The organism is Zooshikella ganghwensis, assembly GCF_018263875.1.
In the GTDB taxonomy this organism is placed as follows: Bacteria; Pseudomonadota; Gammaproteobacteria; order Pseudomonadales; family Zooshikellaceae; genus Zooshikella; species Zooshikella ganghwensis.
The window spans coordinates 39,991-55,406 of the sequence record NZ_JAEVHG010000013.1; the positions used below are offsets into that span (position 1 = coordinate 39,991).

Here is a 15,416-nt window from a genome sequence, read left to right on the forward strand (position 1 = left end):
ATTCAACTACCTAATTAATTGAATTTACTTTTTCTTTTTGGGAGCCAAAACCATGATGAGTTGTCGCCCTTCCATTTTTGGGTATTGCTCAACGATCCCGATATCCTCAAGATCCGTTTCAACGCGCTTAAGCAATTCCATACCCAATTCCTGGTGGGCCATTTCTCTACCACGATAACGTAGCGAAACCTTGGCTTTGTTCCCTTCTTGTAGGAAACGTATCAGGTTGCGTAGTTTGACCTGATAATCCCCTTCTTCGGTACCCGGGCGAAACTTGATTTCTTTCACCTGAGTTTGTTTTTGCTTTTTCTTAGCGGCCGCCTTTTGCTTCTTAAGCTCGAACAAATGTTTGCCATAGTCCATGATCTTACAGACTGGAGGCTCAGCACTGTTATTTATTTCAACCAAGTCTAACTCAGCCTGCTTTGCAGTCTCCAGTGCTTCACTAATAGGCACAATACCGACCTGTGTGCCTTCGGCATCTATTAAACGCACCTCCCGAGCTTTAATCTCTTCATTCATGGCGGTTGTTGGTGTGCGTTTATCTTTTCTGTTGTCGCGCTTAATTGTGGTATCTCCTACTTCGTATCTTTCTCATTGCTGCTTCTGCCATGCTGAGAAATTTCCTGCTTTAATAAGCTGATAAAATCATCAACAGGCACAGAACCTTGGTCTTCGCCTAACCGCGTTCTGACAGCGACCGCATTCGAATCTACTTCCTTATCGCCAACTATTAGTAGATAAGGAACTTTCTGTAAAGTGTGCTCACGGATTTTAAAGCTGATTTTCTCGTTTCTCAAGTCTACAGCTGCTCTTATTCCATGTTTTTTGAGCTTTTCCTGTACCTGAGTAACATAATCCGCTTGTTTATCTGTAATGTTTAGCAATACGACTTGTGTCGGAGCCAGCCAAACAGGCATAGCACCCGCATAGTGCTCAATAAGTATACCTATAAATCGCTCAAATGAACCTAAAATTGCACGATGCAACATTACAGGTACTTTGCGTGAACCATCTTCAGCTACATATTGTGCATCCAAACGTTCAGGCATTGAAAAATCGACTTGAATTGTACCACACTGCCATACACGACCAATGCAGTCTTTTAAAGAAAACTCAACTTTGGGTCCATAAAAAGCCCCTTCACCAGGTAACTCTTCCCATGGCAATTTTTTCGCATTGAGTGCTTTAGCCAATGCCTGCTCAGATTTATCCCAAATTTCATCACTACCTACACGTTTTTCAGGTCGTGTTGAAAGCTTGTAGATAATCTCCGAAAAACCGAAGTCTGCATATACTTCATGTAGGAAGTCAATAAAGCGTGATACCTCTTGCTGAATGTCATCTTCATCACAAAAGATATGCGCATCATCCTGAGTAAACCCTCTAACCCGCATTAACCCATGCAGAGCGCCTGATGGCTCATTACGATGACAGGAACCAAACTCTGCAAGACGCAATGGCAAGTCACGATAGCTTCTTAAGCCTTGATTAAAAACCTGTATGTGGCAAGGGCAGTTCATAGGCTTTATGGCAAAGTCATGATTTTCTGACTCTGTCGTAAACATCTCATCGTGAAATTTATCCCAGTGGCCTGACTTTTCCCATAGTGCCCGTTCAACAACTTGAGGCGTTTTAATTTCCTGGTAGTCATGGTCAAGCAGTTTTTGTCGCATATACTGCTCAATTTGTTGATAAAGGGTCCAGCCAGCAGCATGCCAAAAGACCATACCAGGTGCTTCTTTCTGCATATGGAACAAGCTTAATTTTTTGCCCAGCTTTCGGTGATCCCTCTTCTCAGCCTCTTCAAGTCGTTTCAAGTATGCTTTAAGCTGCTTTTTATCTGCCCAAGCTGTCCCATAAATACGCTGCAGCATTTCATTGCTTGAGTCGCCACGCCAGTATGCTCCCGCTAATTTTGTCAGCTTAAAGGCTCGTAGAAAACGAGTATTAGGCACATGAGGACCACGACACATATCGATGTATTCTTCGTGGTAGTAGAGACCTACAGCTTTTATTGATTCATCCATATCATCAATAAGCTGTACTTTGTAGGTTTCATTACGAGACTGGAATATAGCTCTTGCTTCATCGACTGGTGTCATGCGCTTGATGACATCATAGTCTTTGATAGTCAGCTCATTAATCCGCTTTTCAATAGCCTCAACATCCTCCTGAGAGAAGGAGTGCTCATAAGCAATATCATAGTAAAAGCCATCTTCAATGACAGGGCCAATAGCCATTTTTGCATCAGGATAAAGCTGCTTTACAGCATGCCCCATAAGATGAGCAAAGGAGTGACGGATTATTTCTAGCCCTTCCTGATTCTTAGCCGTTATTATTTCAAGCTTAGCGTCTTCGGTGATTAAGTCACATGCATCAACCAACGTACCATTAACACGTCCAGCAATGGTTGCTTTAGCTAAACCTGGACCAATGTCCTTGGCAACAGTCAGTACACTGACATCATGTTCATAATGTCTTTGACTTCCATCAGGGAGGGTAATAACTGGCATAAACTTACCTTAAGTAGTGACAGTGGTGACCCATACCAAAGGCCACATGAAGCGTTGAATTCTTTACTTCAACTGCTTAGAACAGAACAAAATTAGACAAAAGGCTGGTATTTATACTGCTTTTGCAAAAAAAGTCAACTCCTGAAGATACCGTTAACCTTCACACAGCCCTGTAAATCATTCTATTCTTTGAGAACAGAACGGTTTACCCTGGAAGACAATGGCTTACGAATTTGCTGTATTAGATAACCAAGCTTTCGACACTGCCTATAGATATAACGAGTCATATCCAGCAACCAGTAAGGAACAGAAAGCCGCATGCGATATATGATGGGCCGATAAAAACAGTAGTAAGCTTTACGTAAATGCTCCCACTTAGGATCATACCCTTCTTTGTAAAAGTCAGAAATATCAACCACAAATCCCTGGCCATTTTGCATCATTACATTCTTCCCATGCACATCAAAAGGGTTAAGTCCCCGCTCTTGCGCATAGGCTAAAGCACAGGTTATATCAGTAATTACCCGCTCAGGAATTAGGCTTCCTTGGTGCACTGCATCATAAAGAGTTACGCCATGCAAGCGCTTAAGCACTAAAAACGTGTCACCTTCTGCAATTAACTCAGAATAAGCAGGATGCTTTCCTAGCTGCCGATAAACACTGGCCTCTTGAGCGACTTCTTGAAAGTGATGAGCATATACTTTTACTACCCAGTCACCCTGCTGAGGATGGACAAAAACAGCAGCATAATTTCCCACCCCCAAACATTGCCATGGCTCAGGAACTTGACTCACAATAATAGGCTCATGAGGGTGAGCTGACTCAAGCTGCAGTGAAGAATCCAGTAACGTTTGCTTAACAACGCAAAGAAAAGTTTGAACTGAATATAACAAGAATAATACCTAGCAAAGCACCAATATAAACCAAATTGTGTATTCGGCTATATATTAATACTACCCAACGTATTAAGTTGCAAGACAGTTTAAAAAGGGCTTTTTGAGTAGAAATAATCCATTTTCTATAGACAACAAAAAAGCCAGCTAAAGCTGGCTTTTTTATAAATTTGGTAGGCGCGATTGGAGTCGAACCAACGACCTCTACCATGTCAAGGTAGCGCTCTAACCAACTGAGCTACGCGCCTAAATCGTGGGCGTAAGATACCAGCAGTTTTTATAAAGCGCAAGCCCCTTTATTTAACTCATATAAGTTAAACTTAGTATTAACATATTCTCATCGCTAACTTTGACTACAAGTGTTTTGTTTGCAGAAATAACTTACACCTGATAAAAATCTCTGTACCATGCCACGAATCGTTTTATTCCTGTCTCTACAGTTGTATTTGGTCGATAACCTACATCATTGACTAGATCATCGACATCCGCATAGGTATCAGGCACATCCCCAGGCTGTAATGGCAGCAAATTCATTTGCGCTTTCTTCCCCAGTGCTTTCTCCAATGTCTCAATATAAGTAGAAAGCTCAACAGGTTGGTTGTTACCAATATTGTAAACGCGCCAAGGAGCATTAGAAGTACCTGGATCTGGCTGCATGCCTGACCAAGACGCATTAGGTTGGGCTATATTATCCAGTGTGCGAATAACCCCCTCAACAATATCATCAACATAGGTAAAGTCACGGCGGTGTTTACCATAATTAAAGACGTCTATTGTCTTACCTTCCAAAATCGCTTTTGTAAATAAAAACAGGGCCATATCCGGACGCCCCCACGGACCATATACGGTAAAGAAACGCAGGCCCGTAGTGGGCAAACGATACAAGTGAGAATAAGTATGCGCCATTAGCTCATTAGCTTTTTTACTTGCGGCATAAAGAGAAAGAGGATGATCAACATTATGATGCACTGAAAAAGGCATATTTTCATTGGCACCATAAACAGAACTTGAAGAGGCATATACAAGATGTTTCACTTGATGATGACGACATCCCTCTAAGATGTTCATAAAGCCGACAATATTACTATCAACATAAGCATGAGGATTTTCCAGAGAGTAACGAACTCCGGCCTGTGCTGCTAGATTAATCACCTTGTCAAACTTTTCAGCCGCAAATAACTGCTCTATGCCATCCTTATCCGCCAGCTCCATTTTAACGAAGCGAAAGTTTTCTGCACCAGGCTGGGAACGAATATGTGCCAAACGGGCTTCTTTCAATGTCACATCATAGTAATCATTGAGATTATCCAGCCCAACAACCTCATCACCCCGCGCCAACAACTGAATGCTGACATGGCTACCAATAAATCCGGCTGCACCGGTCACTAAAACTTTCATTGTTTATTACTTTTACCTGTCCAACGTATTATGTTGAAATTGTAATTAAAAAATAATCAATTACCGCGACCTATGCCATAGTACTGTAAACCATAATACTTAACACGATCAGGGTCGTATAAGTTTCGGCCATCAAATATAACTGGGTAACTAAGCTGCTTTTTAATCAACTCAAAGTCAGGCGCTCGAAATACATGCCACTCAGTACATACCACTAAAGCATCAGCACCTTGCAATGCTTCTTCTGGACTACCTACCAAGCTAAAGTCATTGCGGTGGCCAAATAACTCACGAGCAGCACCCATTGCTTCGGGATCGTAAGCTTGAACACGCCCTCCACTCGCCCAGATTGCACTCATGAGCGATATACTCGGAGCTTCGCGCATGTCATCAGTCTTCGGCTTAAAGGATAAACCCCATACAGCAAATGTCTTACCTTCTAAGTTATTAGAAAAATAAGCTTGTATTTTGTCAAATAAGCGAAGTTTCTGACGCTGATTCACATGAATAACAGATTGCAAAATATCGGCTCGATAGCCCACTTTATTGGCAATATTTACCAAAGCATGTAAGTCTTTTGGGAAGCAAGATCCACCAAATCCACAACCTGGGTAAATAAAATGATAGCCTATACGAGGATCAGCTCCAATGCCTTGCCTAACCTGTTCAATATCAGCACCTAACTGCTCAGCCAAATTCGCCATTTCATTCATAAAACTAATCTTTGTGGCAAGCATGGCATTAGCCGCATATTTAGTCAGTTCAGCCGATCGGGTATCCATAAACATCATACGATCATGCTGTCGATTAAAGGGCGCATATATTTCCCTCATTAACGAGCGGCATGCTTCACTATCTGTACCTACAATTATACGATCAGGGCGCATGAAATCGGCAACAGCCGCGCCTTCTTTAAGAAACTCAGGGTTGGCCACTACGTCAACTGAAAAAGCAACTTTTCGCTCCAACAGTTTTTCCCGAAAAACAGAGAGAACTTGATCAGCTGTTCCAACAGGTACTGTCGATTTAGTCACGACAATTTTATGACTATCCATGTGCGTCGCGATAGCATTAGCCACCGCCAACACATGCTGTAAATCCGCCGAACCATCTTCTTCTGGAGGTGTACCCACTGCTATAAAAAGTGTAGAAGCAAAACTAATAGCAGCCATCATGTCACAGGTGAAGTGTAACCGGTTCTTTTCTATATTCCGCAGTACGATAGGTGCCAATCCAGGCTCAAATATTGGAATTCGACCTTGCTGCAAAGCCTGGACTTTCGTTTTATCAATATCAATAACACAAACTTGATGGCCAACATCAGCAAGGCAGGCTGCTGTTACCAAGCCAACATAGCCTGCTCCAATTACAGATAATTTCATGAACCCCAGTCCAGTCTAGCTAGTTTTCGTGTGCAACTTTGTTTTTTATAAGCGAGTATCAACCCAGGATTTTGGAAAAGCACTCTTCACATCAACTACGACCGCAGCAGATTTACATAGACTGTCTAAATCTTGTTTTTTCCAATTCATAAACTGTTGATGAGCGACTGCAAGCACAACACCATCATAGATCGTATTTGGTTTTTCTGTTAATACTTCCACACCATACTCATGAGCAGCTTCTGCTGGATCAATCCAAGGATCATAAATATCAACCTGTACGCCCCATGCCTGCAATTCTTCAATGATATCAATGGCTTTGGTATTACGGAGGTCTGGACAGTTTTCTTTAAACGTCAGGCCAAGCATCAATACTTTTGCTTCAGCAATATGTATTTTTTTCTGAACCATTAGTTTAATCAGTCGCTCAGCAACATAACTACCCATCCGGTCATTAATTCTCCTACCCGCAAGAATCACTTCTGGCCGATAGCCTATTTCCTGAGCTTTATGGGTCAGATAATAAGGATCAACGCCAATGCAATGCCCACCCACCAAACCAGGACGGAAGGGTAGAAAATTCCATTTGGTGCCAGCGGCCTCAAGCACCTCCAGGGTATCAACCCCTAATTCTTCAAAAATAAGTGCTAACTCATTCACTAGCGCAATATTTAAATCACGTTGGGTGTTTTCAATGACTTTTGCGGCCTCAGCTACCTTAATACTGCTAGCTTTGTGAGTGCCGGCAACAATGATAGATGCATAAAGCTGATCAACAACCTCAGCTATTTCTGGGGTAGAGCCTGATGTTACTTTTTTGATGTTTACCAGACGATGCTCTTTATCTCCAGGATTAATCCGCTCCGGGCTGTAGCCTGCAAAAAAGTCCTGATTAAATACAAGCCCACTTTCACGTTCAATGATGGGGATACAATGCTCTTCTGTTGCACCGGGATATACCGTTGACTCATAAATAACAATATCACCTTTATTGATGACCTTCGCTAAAGCCTCACTTGCTTTAGTTAAAGGCGTCAAATCAGGTTTTTTAAACCGGTCTATAGGTGTAGGAACAGTCACAATGTAAATATCACATGCACTTAAATCTTCTAAAGTTGCACTATAGGTTAGCTTAGTAGCCTGTTTTAACTCCTCAGCGTCAACCTCCAATGTACGATCAATACCCTGTTTTAACTCAGTGATACGTTGCTCATGAATATCATATCCTACCGTATTAAGCTTCTTGCCAAACTCAACAGCAAGTGGCAGCCCAACATAACCCAACCCTATAACACCAATCGTTTTAGCAGCTAACTGCTCCATGTTGAATCAAACTCCGCATAAGTTAAATATGAATGTAAAACCAAAATAAGATTATAGGTAACACTGAACAGGTTTCTTTAATAACCAAAGTATTACCATATCATGAGAAATACCAAATACATCTACTGTACCCCTTCACTTCAATCTTTAAAAGAAAGCACCTAGCCTCACTTAATCACTAAAAGGGATACACCAATTCAATGGACACCAAGTGTAATTCAATCAACATGGAATTCTTATTGCAGGAGCGTACTTTGTTTTAGCTTTGTGATCTGATCCCTAACCGCAGCAGCTTGCTCAAACTCCAAGTCCTTTGCATGCTGATACATTTTTTCCTCAAGTTTTTTTAACAACTTAACCATTTCATGAGGGGAAGACGGTGCAGCAACAGCATAATCCTTTTTAGATTCTGCTACTTTACGTCTCTCACCTCGTTTACGCTTTCCAGGAATGACCGCTCCTTCCATGATATCCGCCACAGACTTTTGAACACTTTTGGGCGAAATCTTATTTTGCTTATTATACGTTAACTGTTTACTACGGCGTCGCTCTGTTTCCTCAATAGCTCGCTGCATCGATCCAGTCATTCTGTCAGCATAAAGAATAGCCTTACCATTAATATTTCGCGCAGCACGACCAATGGTTTGTATTAGTGAGCGCTCTGAGCGTAAAAACCCTTCTTTGTCTGCATCTAAGATTGCTATAAGAGAAACCTCTGGCATATCAAGCCCTTCTCGTAGCAGGTTTATCCCTACCAATACATCAAAGGTGCCTAATCGCAAGTCACGAATAATTTCCACACGCTCTACAGTATCAATATCAGAATGTAAGTAACGCACTTTAACATCATGTTCAGCCAGGTACTCAGTCAAGTCCTCAGCCATTCGCTTAGTAAGGACCGTAACCAGAACTCTTTCCAACTTAGTTACACGCAAGTTAATTTCGGTAAGCAAATCATCAACCTGAGACGTTGCAGGTCGAACCTCTATCTCAGGATCAATCAAACCGGTTGGCCTGACCACTTGCTCAACACGCTGCCCTTCATGTTGAGCTTCATAGTCTCCAGGTGTCGCAGATACAAAAATTGTTTGGGGTGAACGTTCCTCCCACTCTTCAAACTTCAGTGGGCGATTATCCAGTGCAGAAGGTAAGCGAAAACCAAAATTGACAAGCGTTTCTTTTCGGGAGCGATCACCTCGATACATAGCACCAATTTGTGGAATCGTCACATGTGACTCATCAATAATCAGTAAAGCATCGTCAGGCAAATAATCGAATAATGTTGGAGGCGGCTCACCTGGCTTACGTCCTGACAAGTAACGGGAGTAATTTTCAATGCCACTGCAATAACCCAGCTCAATCATCATTTCAATATCAAACTGGGTGCGCTGCTCCAGTCGTTGCGCTTCAACCAATTTATCAGCCTTTCTTAACTGAGCTAATCTTTCCTTTAGCTCAACCTTTATTTGGTCAACAGCACTAAGCACAATTTCTCTTGGTGTTACATAGTGTGTTTTTGGGTAAATGGTCACTCTTGGTAACTTAGCAGTAACAACCCCAGTAAGGGGATCAAAGACTGAGATATTTTCTATCTCTTCATCAAATAACTCTATTCGAACTGCATCAATATCGGAATCGGCAGGAAAGATATCGATAACATCGCCTTTTACCCGGTATGTTCCTCGATGTAACTCAACATCATTACGCTGATACTGCAGTTCAGCCAAACGACGCAAAATAGCTCGCTGATCAACTTGGTCTCCCCTACTTAAATGTAAAAGCATTTTTAAGTAGCTATCTGGATCACCTAAGCCATAAATAGCTGAAACCGTCGCGACAATAATGCAATCCTTTCGCTCCATCATCGCTTTAGTCGCTGAAAGGCGCATTTGTTCTATATGGTCATTGATAGATGCATCTTTCTCAATAAATGTATCTGTAGCAGGAACATAAGCTTCAGGCTGGTAGTAGTCATAATAAGAAACAAAGTATTCAACCGCATTATTCGGAAAAAACGCTTTGAATTCACCATATAGCTGAGCGGCTAATGTTTTATTGTGAGCCATGACTAAGGTGGGATGTTGAGTTTGCGCAATCACATTTGCTATTGAGAAGGTCTTACCAGATCCGGTCACACCCAGTAGAGTTTGCGATGCAAGCCCCGCTTCGATACCCCCTACTAGAGACTTAATGGCATTCGGCTGATCACCAGCAGGGTGATAGTTAGCTTCCACATGAAATGCTTTACTCATCATTAGCCTCTCAACGAAAACCTGAACTTAGGCAGTACTTTAACCTGTTTGAGCAATGTTTGCCTGCAATCGTCTATTATACTCTCATTGAAAGGCTCTGATTTAAACAGTAACTAAATCACTTTTTAACTACAGCATCACTCTTTGTATTTTACAGTACATATAGATATAAGCTTACTCATTCTGAGAAGCCTATTAAAAAGCCCCAAACTTAAATCAATTAAGTTTGGGGCTAGAAATTGCAAACCCAACAGAATTGCACTTTTAGTTATATAATGCCTATGTAGGGTATTGACGTCTACGTCAACTACGATTAGTATAGCAGCCGTTCTTTTGGGGATCCCTGATAGCTCAGTTGGTAGAGCAAATGACTGTTAATCATTGGGTCGCTGGTTCGAGTCCAGCTCGGGGAGCCAAATTATATATTTTGTACTTAGAACTCTATTTTCCCTTGATTCTTTTCTAGCGTTTTCTTACCTACACCCTTTACCTGCTCAACATCATCAAGAGAATCAAAAGCACCAAACTCTTCACGATACTCGACTATAGCTTGTGCTTTTGCTGGACCAATCCCCACTAGCGCATCCGCAATTTGCTCAGCAGTTGCCGTATTAATATTAATTGCTTGTAAAGCCGCAGCCTCTTCATTAGCAAAAGAAAATGGTGCAACTACAAGCGTAAATACCATGCACAATACCATGAATATTTTTTTCATCGGAAAAATCCTTTAAAAAATTAAATTACCCAATCATCCTTGCCGTTATTTAATATTTAAATTCCTTTAACCTTTTCCTTAAGATCAAAATAGTGGTTGGTTTCGTGCAATAAGTTACCAACTAACATTCGGCCTGTACACTACTCAACCAACACAAAAAATCAAAATATGGAATTTAATCACATAAGGTTTTGCTATAAGAATTAATCTTTATGAAAGAGGAAAGATCAATACACTATTCATTTAATATTTTTCTTAAAAGCGAGAAAACAATTTAGTACAAATCAAACAGTCAATACAATTTGATGAGAACTTATAAATAGAAAGACCTCGCTATAAATATATCTTTATTTTTAAGTATATATAACTTCATAGCATCTCTAAAAATAGTGATTTTTTTGTTAAAGTAAGGAAGCACTACACGGATGATTACAGTGTATAAAGAGTACATGAAGATCTGAGTATAGTGCTGATACAGCCATTTCGAAAAAAGTGCATTTTCAGAGAAACCCATTACAACAAATTGACTTAAATCAATTTTCTTATAAGACCTGCCAACTTATTTTATATATTTATAAAAAGATTCTTTTTCTTTCATGGCATAGAGAAACTGTGTTTTTTTTAAACCTTACACAATTTAATGAAATTTATTTACAACACACACTTTAAACAACCCAGACCAAAATACATCAAACTATGACTTGGATCATTTTAATTTTCCACACAAAGTAATAGTAAATTTCGTTTCTAAAACAATTAAAACATTAAATGCCTTTAAGTTTAAAAATTGGTTATTCATGTACGTGATTTTTTCTTTGCCGTAGGTAAATAACGTATTTAATTTCGTAGAGCTACGCATAAAAATAAATAAGGTTCTCAACTAACATTAACCTCGCGTTGAGTTACTCCCTTACTATCTCATCAGAGAAGCTAGAACCCTGACGATCCTCCTCCCCCTTTCTCGTCAGGGTATTTTTTTGTCCCCAAAAAGAAAATTTGACTTACATCAATGTTGTAAAATTACCAATCTCTCATAAAAAGCAGATACTTTTACCTTTACTACAAAAAAATTTGCATTTTTGTAGTAAACATACATATAATCAAAACCGTCGATACGTACATGGCGTAGTAGTAACAGTAAAGTTACGACTTTGGTAGCACTACTGCTTCTACTACTATTTAGTCTCACACTCTAAGGTTAGTTTTGTATGAGTAGGCTCCCTGATCCCAACTAGGATCAGGGTTTTTTTTATCCTAAGAATAAAAAATATCTTTATAAAACAATAAGTTACAATCAATTCCCGCAAGTAATTCCCGTTCCTCCTAAACCGCAATAGCCTCCAGGATTCTTAGCTAAGTACTGTTGATGGTAGTCTTCTGCATAGTAAAATGGTGGTGCATCTTCAATTGTTGTGGTTATTTGACCATACCCTGCATCACTTAAACGCTGTTGAAAATGTTGTAAACTTTCATATGCAGCGTGACGCTGCTCATTTGAATAAACCAGTATTATTGATCGATACTGTGTTCCGCTATCATTCCCCTGCCTCATTCCTTGCGTTGGATCATGAGACTCCCAAAAAATCTGCAATAGCGTTTTATAATCTACTTGCTTTGGGTCATAAATAATTCGCACAACCTCTGCGTGATTAGTTAAACCCGTACATACGTCTTGATAAGTAGGATGTTTAGTCACCCCTCCGGCATAACCTACTTGAGTAGAGTACACACCAGGCACCGACCAAAACCGCTTTTCAGCCCCCCAAAAACACCCTAAACCAAACATTGCAATATCAAGCCCATCAGGAAAAGGCTCCATCATCTTATTACCATTTACCACATGAGTTTTTGCAACTTCTATCGACATGGTGCGATCAGGGATAGTCTCCTGAGCACTGAGTAGTTTATTTTTATTCATCTCCAAGCAAACACCTCTTAAGCATGAATTATCACAAACAGTACATTAACTGAAAATCACTCTCAATATCATGTCCTACCTGCCAACAGTTCATTCACTCTCAGTCACAATGAAAAGTGTCATCGGCTTGTCTCGTTCACATATCAGAATAGTGACAAAACAATATTTTATGGGCCGTTTTAGTGTTAAGGAGAATAAAAGTATGCAATACAACTTCGCCAGATTTATCTTCCCTCTTATATTGTTACTCCCCTTTCCCGCCCTGTCAGCGGTAAAACATGAAATAGTGCACTATCAAACGACAGATGGACACAAAATGAGAGGGTATATTGCTTTCAGCGAAACATTTCCAAGCCCGCGCCCCGTGGTTATTGTGGTTCATGAGTGGTGGGGTCTAAACGATTATGCAATGAAAAGAGCTAACATGTTAGCTGAAGCAGGCTATCTGGCCTTTGCCATTGATATGTATGGGGAAGGAAAGAAAGCTGAACACCCTGACAACGCAAAAAAATTTGCTCAAGAAGCAACACAAAAGTGGCCAATTGCACAAAAGCGTTTTCAAGCCGCATTAGATACTATCAAACAGCATCCAAAAGCAGACAAAGCATTAATTGCAGCAATAGGCTACTGCTTTGGCGGCGGCGTTGTATTACAAATGGCAAGAATGGGAGAGCCTTTAACTGCCGTAGCAAGTTTCCATGGCAGCTTAAAGCCTGTTGGCAAGCCCGCCCAAGCATCAAGCTTAAAGGCAGCTGTTCGAGTTTTTAATGGTGCTGACGATAAAATGATAACAACAGACGACATTAGTGCCATAAAGCAGGAAATGCAAAAAGCTAACGCGAACTTTAAACTCTATAACTATCCAAACGCCAAACATAGTTTTACCAACCCTGCAGCAGACCAGATTGCAAAACAATTTAGCCTACCCGTCGGGTATAATGCGGAAGCCGACCAAGACTCATGGCAAAAATTACTTGAGTTTCTTGCTGTTCAATTTGAACGAGCAATGCCTGAGCCTATTCCCAATGAACCATAATTAAAATGATATGCCGTACATTTACTACAACTTATGGCCACTTAGGCTTAAGCATAAGTGATAGCTAAAAGATTGAGCGCCCCAACTTTGTGGTAAACGTCTCCAGCATTGCAGTCCCCACTAATGAGTTACCCGCCTCATTCAACGCGGGTGACCACACACAAACCGACAACTCACCAGGGATGATGGCAATGATCCCACCACCAACGCCACTTTTCCCTGGCATACCTACTCGGTAAGCAAAATCCCCTGCAGCATCATACAAACCACTTGTCGCTAATAAGGCATTTAAGCGTTTAGTTTGCTTAGGTGAAAGTATTGGTTTATCACCAAATAATGGGCGACCTCTATTTGCTAAATAGACAAAAGCTTTAGCCAAATCCACACAACTCATCATAAAAGCGCATTGCAGATAATAACTTTGTAGTACTTGGTCAACCTCATTGTTAAAATTCGCAAAGGACTTCATCAAATAAGCCATTGCCGCATTTCGTGCACTATGCGTATGTTCATATTCACTTCGTGCTACCCACTTATCAGCCATAATACGCTTATTACCTGACAACTGACGTACCAACGCTAATGACTGCTGTTTAGGTGCAGATAATCGAGATTGAAGGATATCATTCACCACAAGCGCACCTGCATTAATAAACGGGTTGCGGGGAATACCATGCTCATACTCAAGCTGACTGAGTGAGTTAAATGACTGCCCTGATGGCTCTTTACCAACCCTTGTCCACAAGTCATCCCCCACTCTATTCATGGCAAGGGTCAAACTAAATACCTTAGATATACTTTGAATTGAGAAAGGCTCAAGCGCATCCCCTGCATAACTGAGTTCTCCATCAACAGTACATACTGCGATTCCTAGCTTGTTTGCGCTGACTTTTGCTAAAGCTGGAATATAATTGGCTACTTTACCTTGTCCCAAAAGAGGGCTGACCTCAGTAAGAATATCTTCAAGCATATCGTTACTTGGCATGTTCCAACTACCTCTCCACTGCATAAATAGTCCTGCCTGATAGGGGGAGGCAATCATACATGATAACAAAGAGAATGACTGCAATTCGGTACAAATTATTTACAGAAATTCAGGGCGAGAGATACCAAACCATCCATGCTAAGCAATCAACGCTAAAAGTTCATACTAAATATGTCGTTGTTTTTTAATTAGTACTACTCCCATCCTCGCAACACATATAAATGCTCTCGTTATATCCTATTTTTTATAAGGTTAAAGTGCAGTTTCGTAGTAATATAACCACCTAATGCAAACCCAAACCTTGCCTTTACAATCTTGCATCAAGTTTAACTTTACATAAAAGTACTTTAATTAGTTTTTATGTAAACATATTATTTATATTAACCAAAATAAAGATTTTACCATATCCATCACAGCTATCAGTTAGAGCATGGTATAGTCAACATCACCTATAGGCACATTATATTGATAGCATCATAAGGGAGTTTCCAATGAAGTGTTTAACCGTTCTGCTAAAACCTACTTTTTTCCTAGTCTTACTTACAGTGGTTAGCACAACAACTCAAGCTGACGTACCAGTCGAAAATTTTGATAAAATAGCAGAGATGCTTAAAAAGTCCGGAAAACTTCCTATGACAGCAACAGAAAAAGAAACAGAGCAAGCAGTAAAAGACTATATCAAGCAGCGCAGAAAACCTTTTAAGGATTCTAAAAAGAAACCACCCCAAAAAAATGAACCTTAAGTCATACTAAATTAAGATAACTGCATATCCAAAAAAAAACCTTACGACTCTTGTCTCCAAGATAATATTTTTGTTATAACAAACGCTTAGAAGAAGGGCTTGTTTTCCATTTGAAAATAGTATTTGGCAATACAATACAAAAGGATCATTTATTTTGGTTTCATTTATAGTGCTTACCCCTTAACAAAGGGAAAGAACGGCGGTAACAGTAATATCGTCTCCTATACTCCCAAAAGGAAATACTCTCAATAAGTG

Annotated in this window: 12 protein-coding genes and 2 tRNA genes; 3 read left to right on the forward strand and 11 right to left on the reverse strand. The window is 40.3% G+C overall.

Annotated elements, in window-relative coordinates; all coding sequences use genetic code 11:
* Positions 1 to 24: 24 nt before the first annotated feature.
* From infC to uvrB, 8 genes are all read right to left on the reverse strand, one after another.
* Complete coding sequence (infC, locus tag KHS79_RS17065) at positions 25 to 522, reverse strand: translation initiation factor IF-3 (protein WP_038291691.1); 498 nt, start codon at positions 520 to 522, stop codon at positions 25 to 27.
* A gap of 56 nt (positions 523 to 578) precedes the next feature.
* Positions 579 to 2,516, reverse strand: a complete 1,938-nt coding sequence (gene thrS / locus KHS79_RS17070) for a threonine--tRNA ligase (protein ID WP_212720544.1) — start codon at positions 2,514 to 2,516, stop codon at positions 579 to 581.
* A gap of 182 nt (positions 2,517 to 2,698) precedes the next feature.
* A complete protein-coding gene (locus KHS79_RS17075; RefSeq protein WP_212720545.1) occupies positions 2,699 to 3,409 on the reverse strand; it encodes a serine/threonine-protein kinase in 711 nt (236 codons plus the stop codon).
* Between the two features lie 171 nt (positions 3,410 to 3,580).
* Positions 3,581 to 3,657 (reverse strand) — tRNA-Val (locus tag KHS79_RS17080).
* Between the two features lie 133 nt (positions 3,658 to 3,790).
* Positions 3,791 to 4,807, reverse strand: a complete 1,017-nt coding sequence (locus KHS79_RS17085; protein ID WP_027709070.1) for an NAD-dependent epimerase — start codon at positions 4,805 to 4,807, stop codon at positions 3,791 to 3,793.
* Between the two features lie 56 nt (positions 4,808 to 4,863).
* Positions 4,864 to 6,189, reverse strand: a complete 1,326-nt coding sequence (locus KHS79_RS17090; RefSeq protein ID WP_212720547.1) for a UDP-glucose dehydrogenase family protein — start codon at positions 6,187 to 6,189, stop codon at positions 4,864 to 4,866.
* Between the two features lie 45 nt (positions 6,190 to 6,234).
* On the reverse strand, positions 6,235 to 7,512 hold the full coding sequence (gene tviB, locus KHS79_RS17095; protein WP_212720549.1) for a Vi polysaccharide biosynthesis UDP-N-acetylglucosamine C-6 dehydrogenase TviB: 1,278 nt from the start codon (positions 7,510 to 7,512) through the stop codon (positions 6,235 to 6,237).
* 236 nt (positions 7,513 to 7,748) lie between these two features.
* Positions 7,749 to 9,764, reverse strand: coding sequence for an excinuclease ABC subunit UvrB (uvrB, locus tag KHS79_RS17100; protein WP_212720647.1), 2,016 nt, complete (start codon positions 9,762 to 9,764; stop codon positions 7,749 to 7,751).
* Positions 9,765 to 10,104: 340 nt separating this feature from the next.
* Here uvrB and KHS79_RS17105 point away from each other — a divergent pair.
* Positions 10,105 to 10,180 (forward strand) — tRNA-Asn (locus tag KHS79_RS17105).
* A gap of 17 nt (positions 10,181 to 10,197) precedes the next feature.
* On the opposite strand, the gene KHS79_RS17110 is transcribed toward KHS79_RS17105, so the two are convergent.
* Positions 10,198 to 10,479, reverse strand: coding sequence for a ComEA family DNA-binding protein (locus KHS79_RS17110; protein WP_094787772.1), 282 nt, complete (start codon positions 10,477 to 10,479; stop codon positions 10,198 to 10,200).
* 1,294 nt (positions 10,480 to 11,773) lie between these two features.
* Positions 11,774 to 12,397 carry a peptide-methionine (S)-S-oxide reductase MsrA gene (gene msrA, locus KHS79_RS17115; protein WP_212720551.1) on the reverse strand — a complete coding sequence of 208 codons (624 nt, stop codon included), beginning with the start codon at positions 12,395 to 12,397 and terminating at the stop codon, positions 11,774 to 11,776.
* A 202-nt stretch (positions 12,398 to 12,599) separates the two neighbouring features.
* Between msrA and KHS79_RS17120 the strand changes: the two genes are divergently transcribed.
* On the forward strand, positions 12,600 to 13,433 hold the full coding sequence (locus tag KHS79_RS17120) for a dienelactone hydrolase family protein (protein WP_212720554.1): 834 nt from the start codon (positions 12,600 to 12,602) through the stop codon (positions 13,431 to 13,433).
* Between the two features lie 64 nt (positions 13,434 to 13,497).
* On the opposite strand, the gene glsB is transcribed toward KHS79_RS17120, so the two are convergent.
* Entirely contained in the window at positions 13,498 to 14,418 is a 921-nt protein-coding gene (gene glsB / locus KHS79_RS17125; protein ID WP_233468478.1) for a glutaminase B, read from the reverse strand.
* Between the two features lie 491 nt (positions 14,419 to 14,909).
* Here glsB and KHS79_RS17130 point away from each other — a divergent pair, with 491 nt between their 5' ends.
* Positions 14,910 to 15,161, forward strand: a complete 252-nt coding sequence (locus tag KHS79_RS17130; RefSeq protein ID WP_212720557.1) for a hypothetical protein — start codon at positions 14,910 to 14,912, stop codon at positions 15,159 to 15,161.
* Positions 15,162 to 15,416 lie beyond the last annotated feature (255 nt).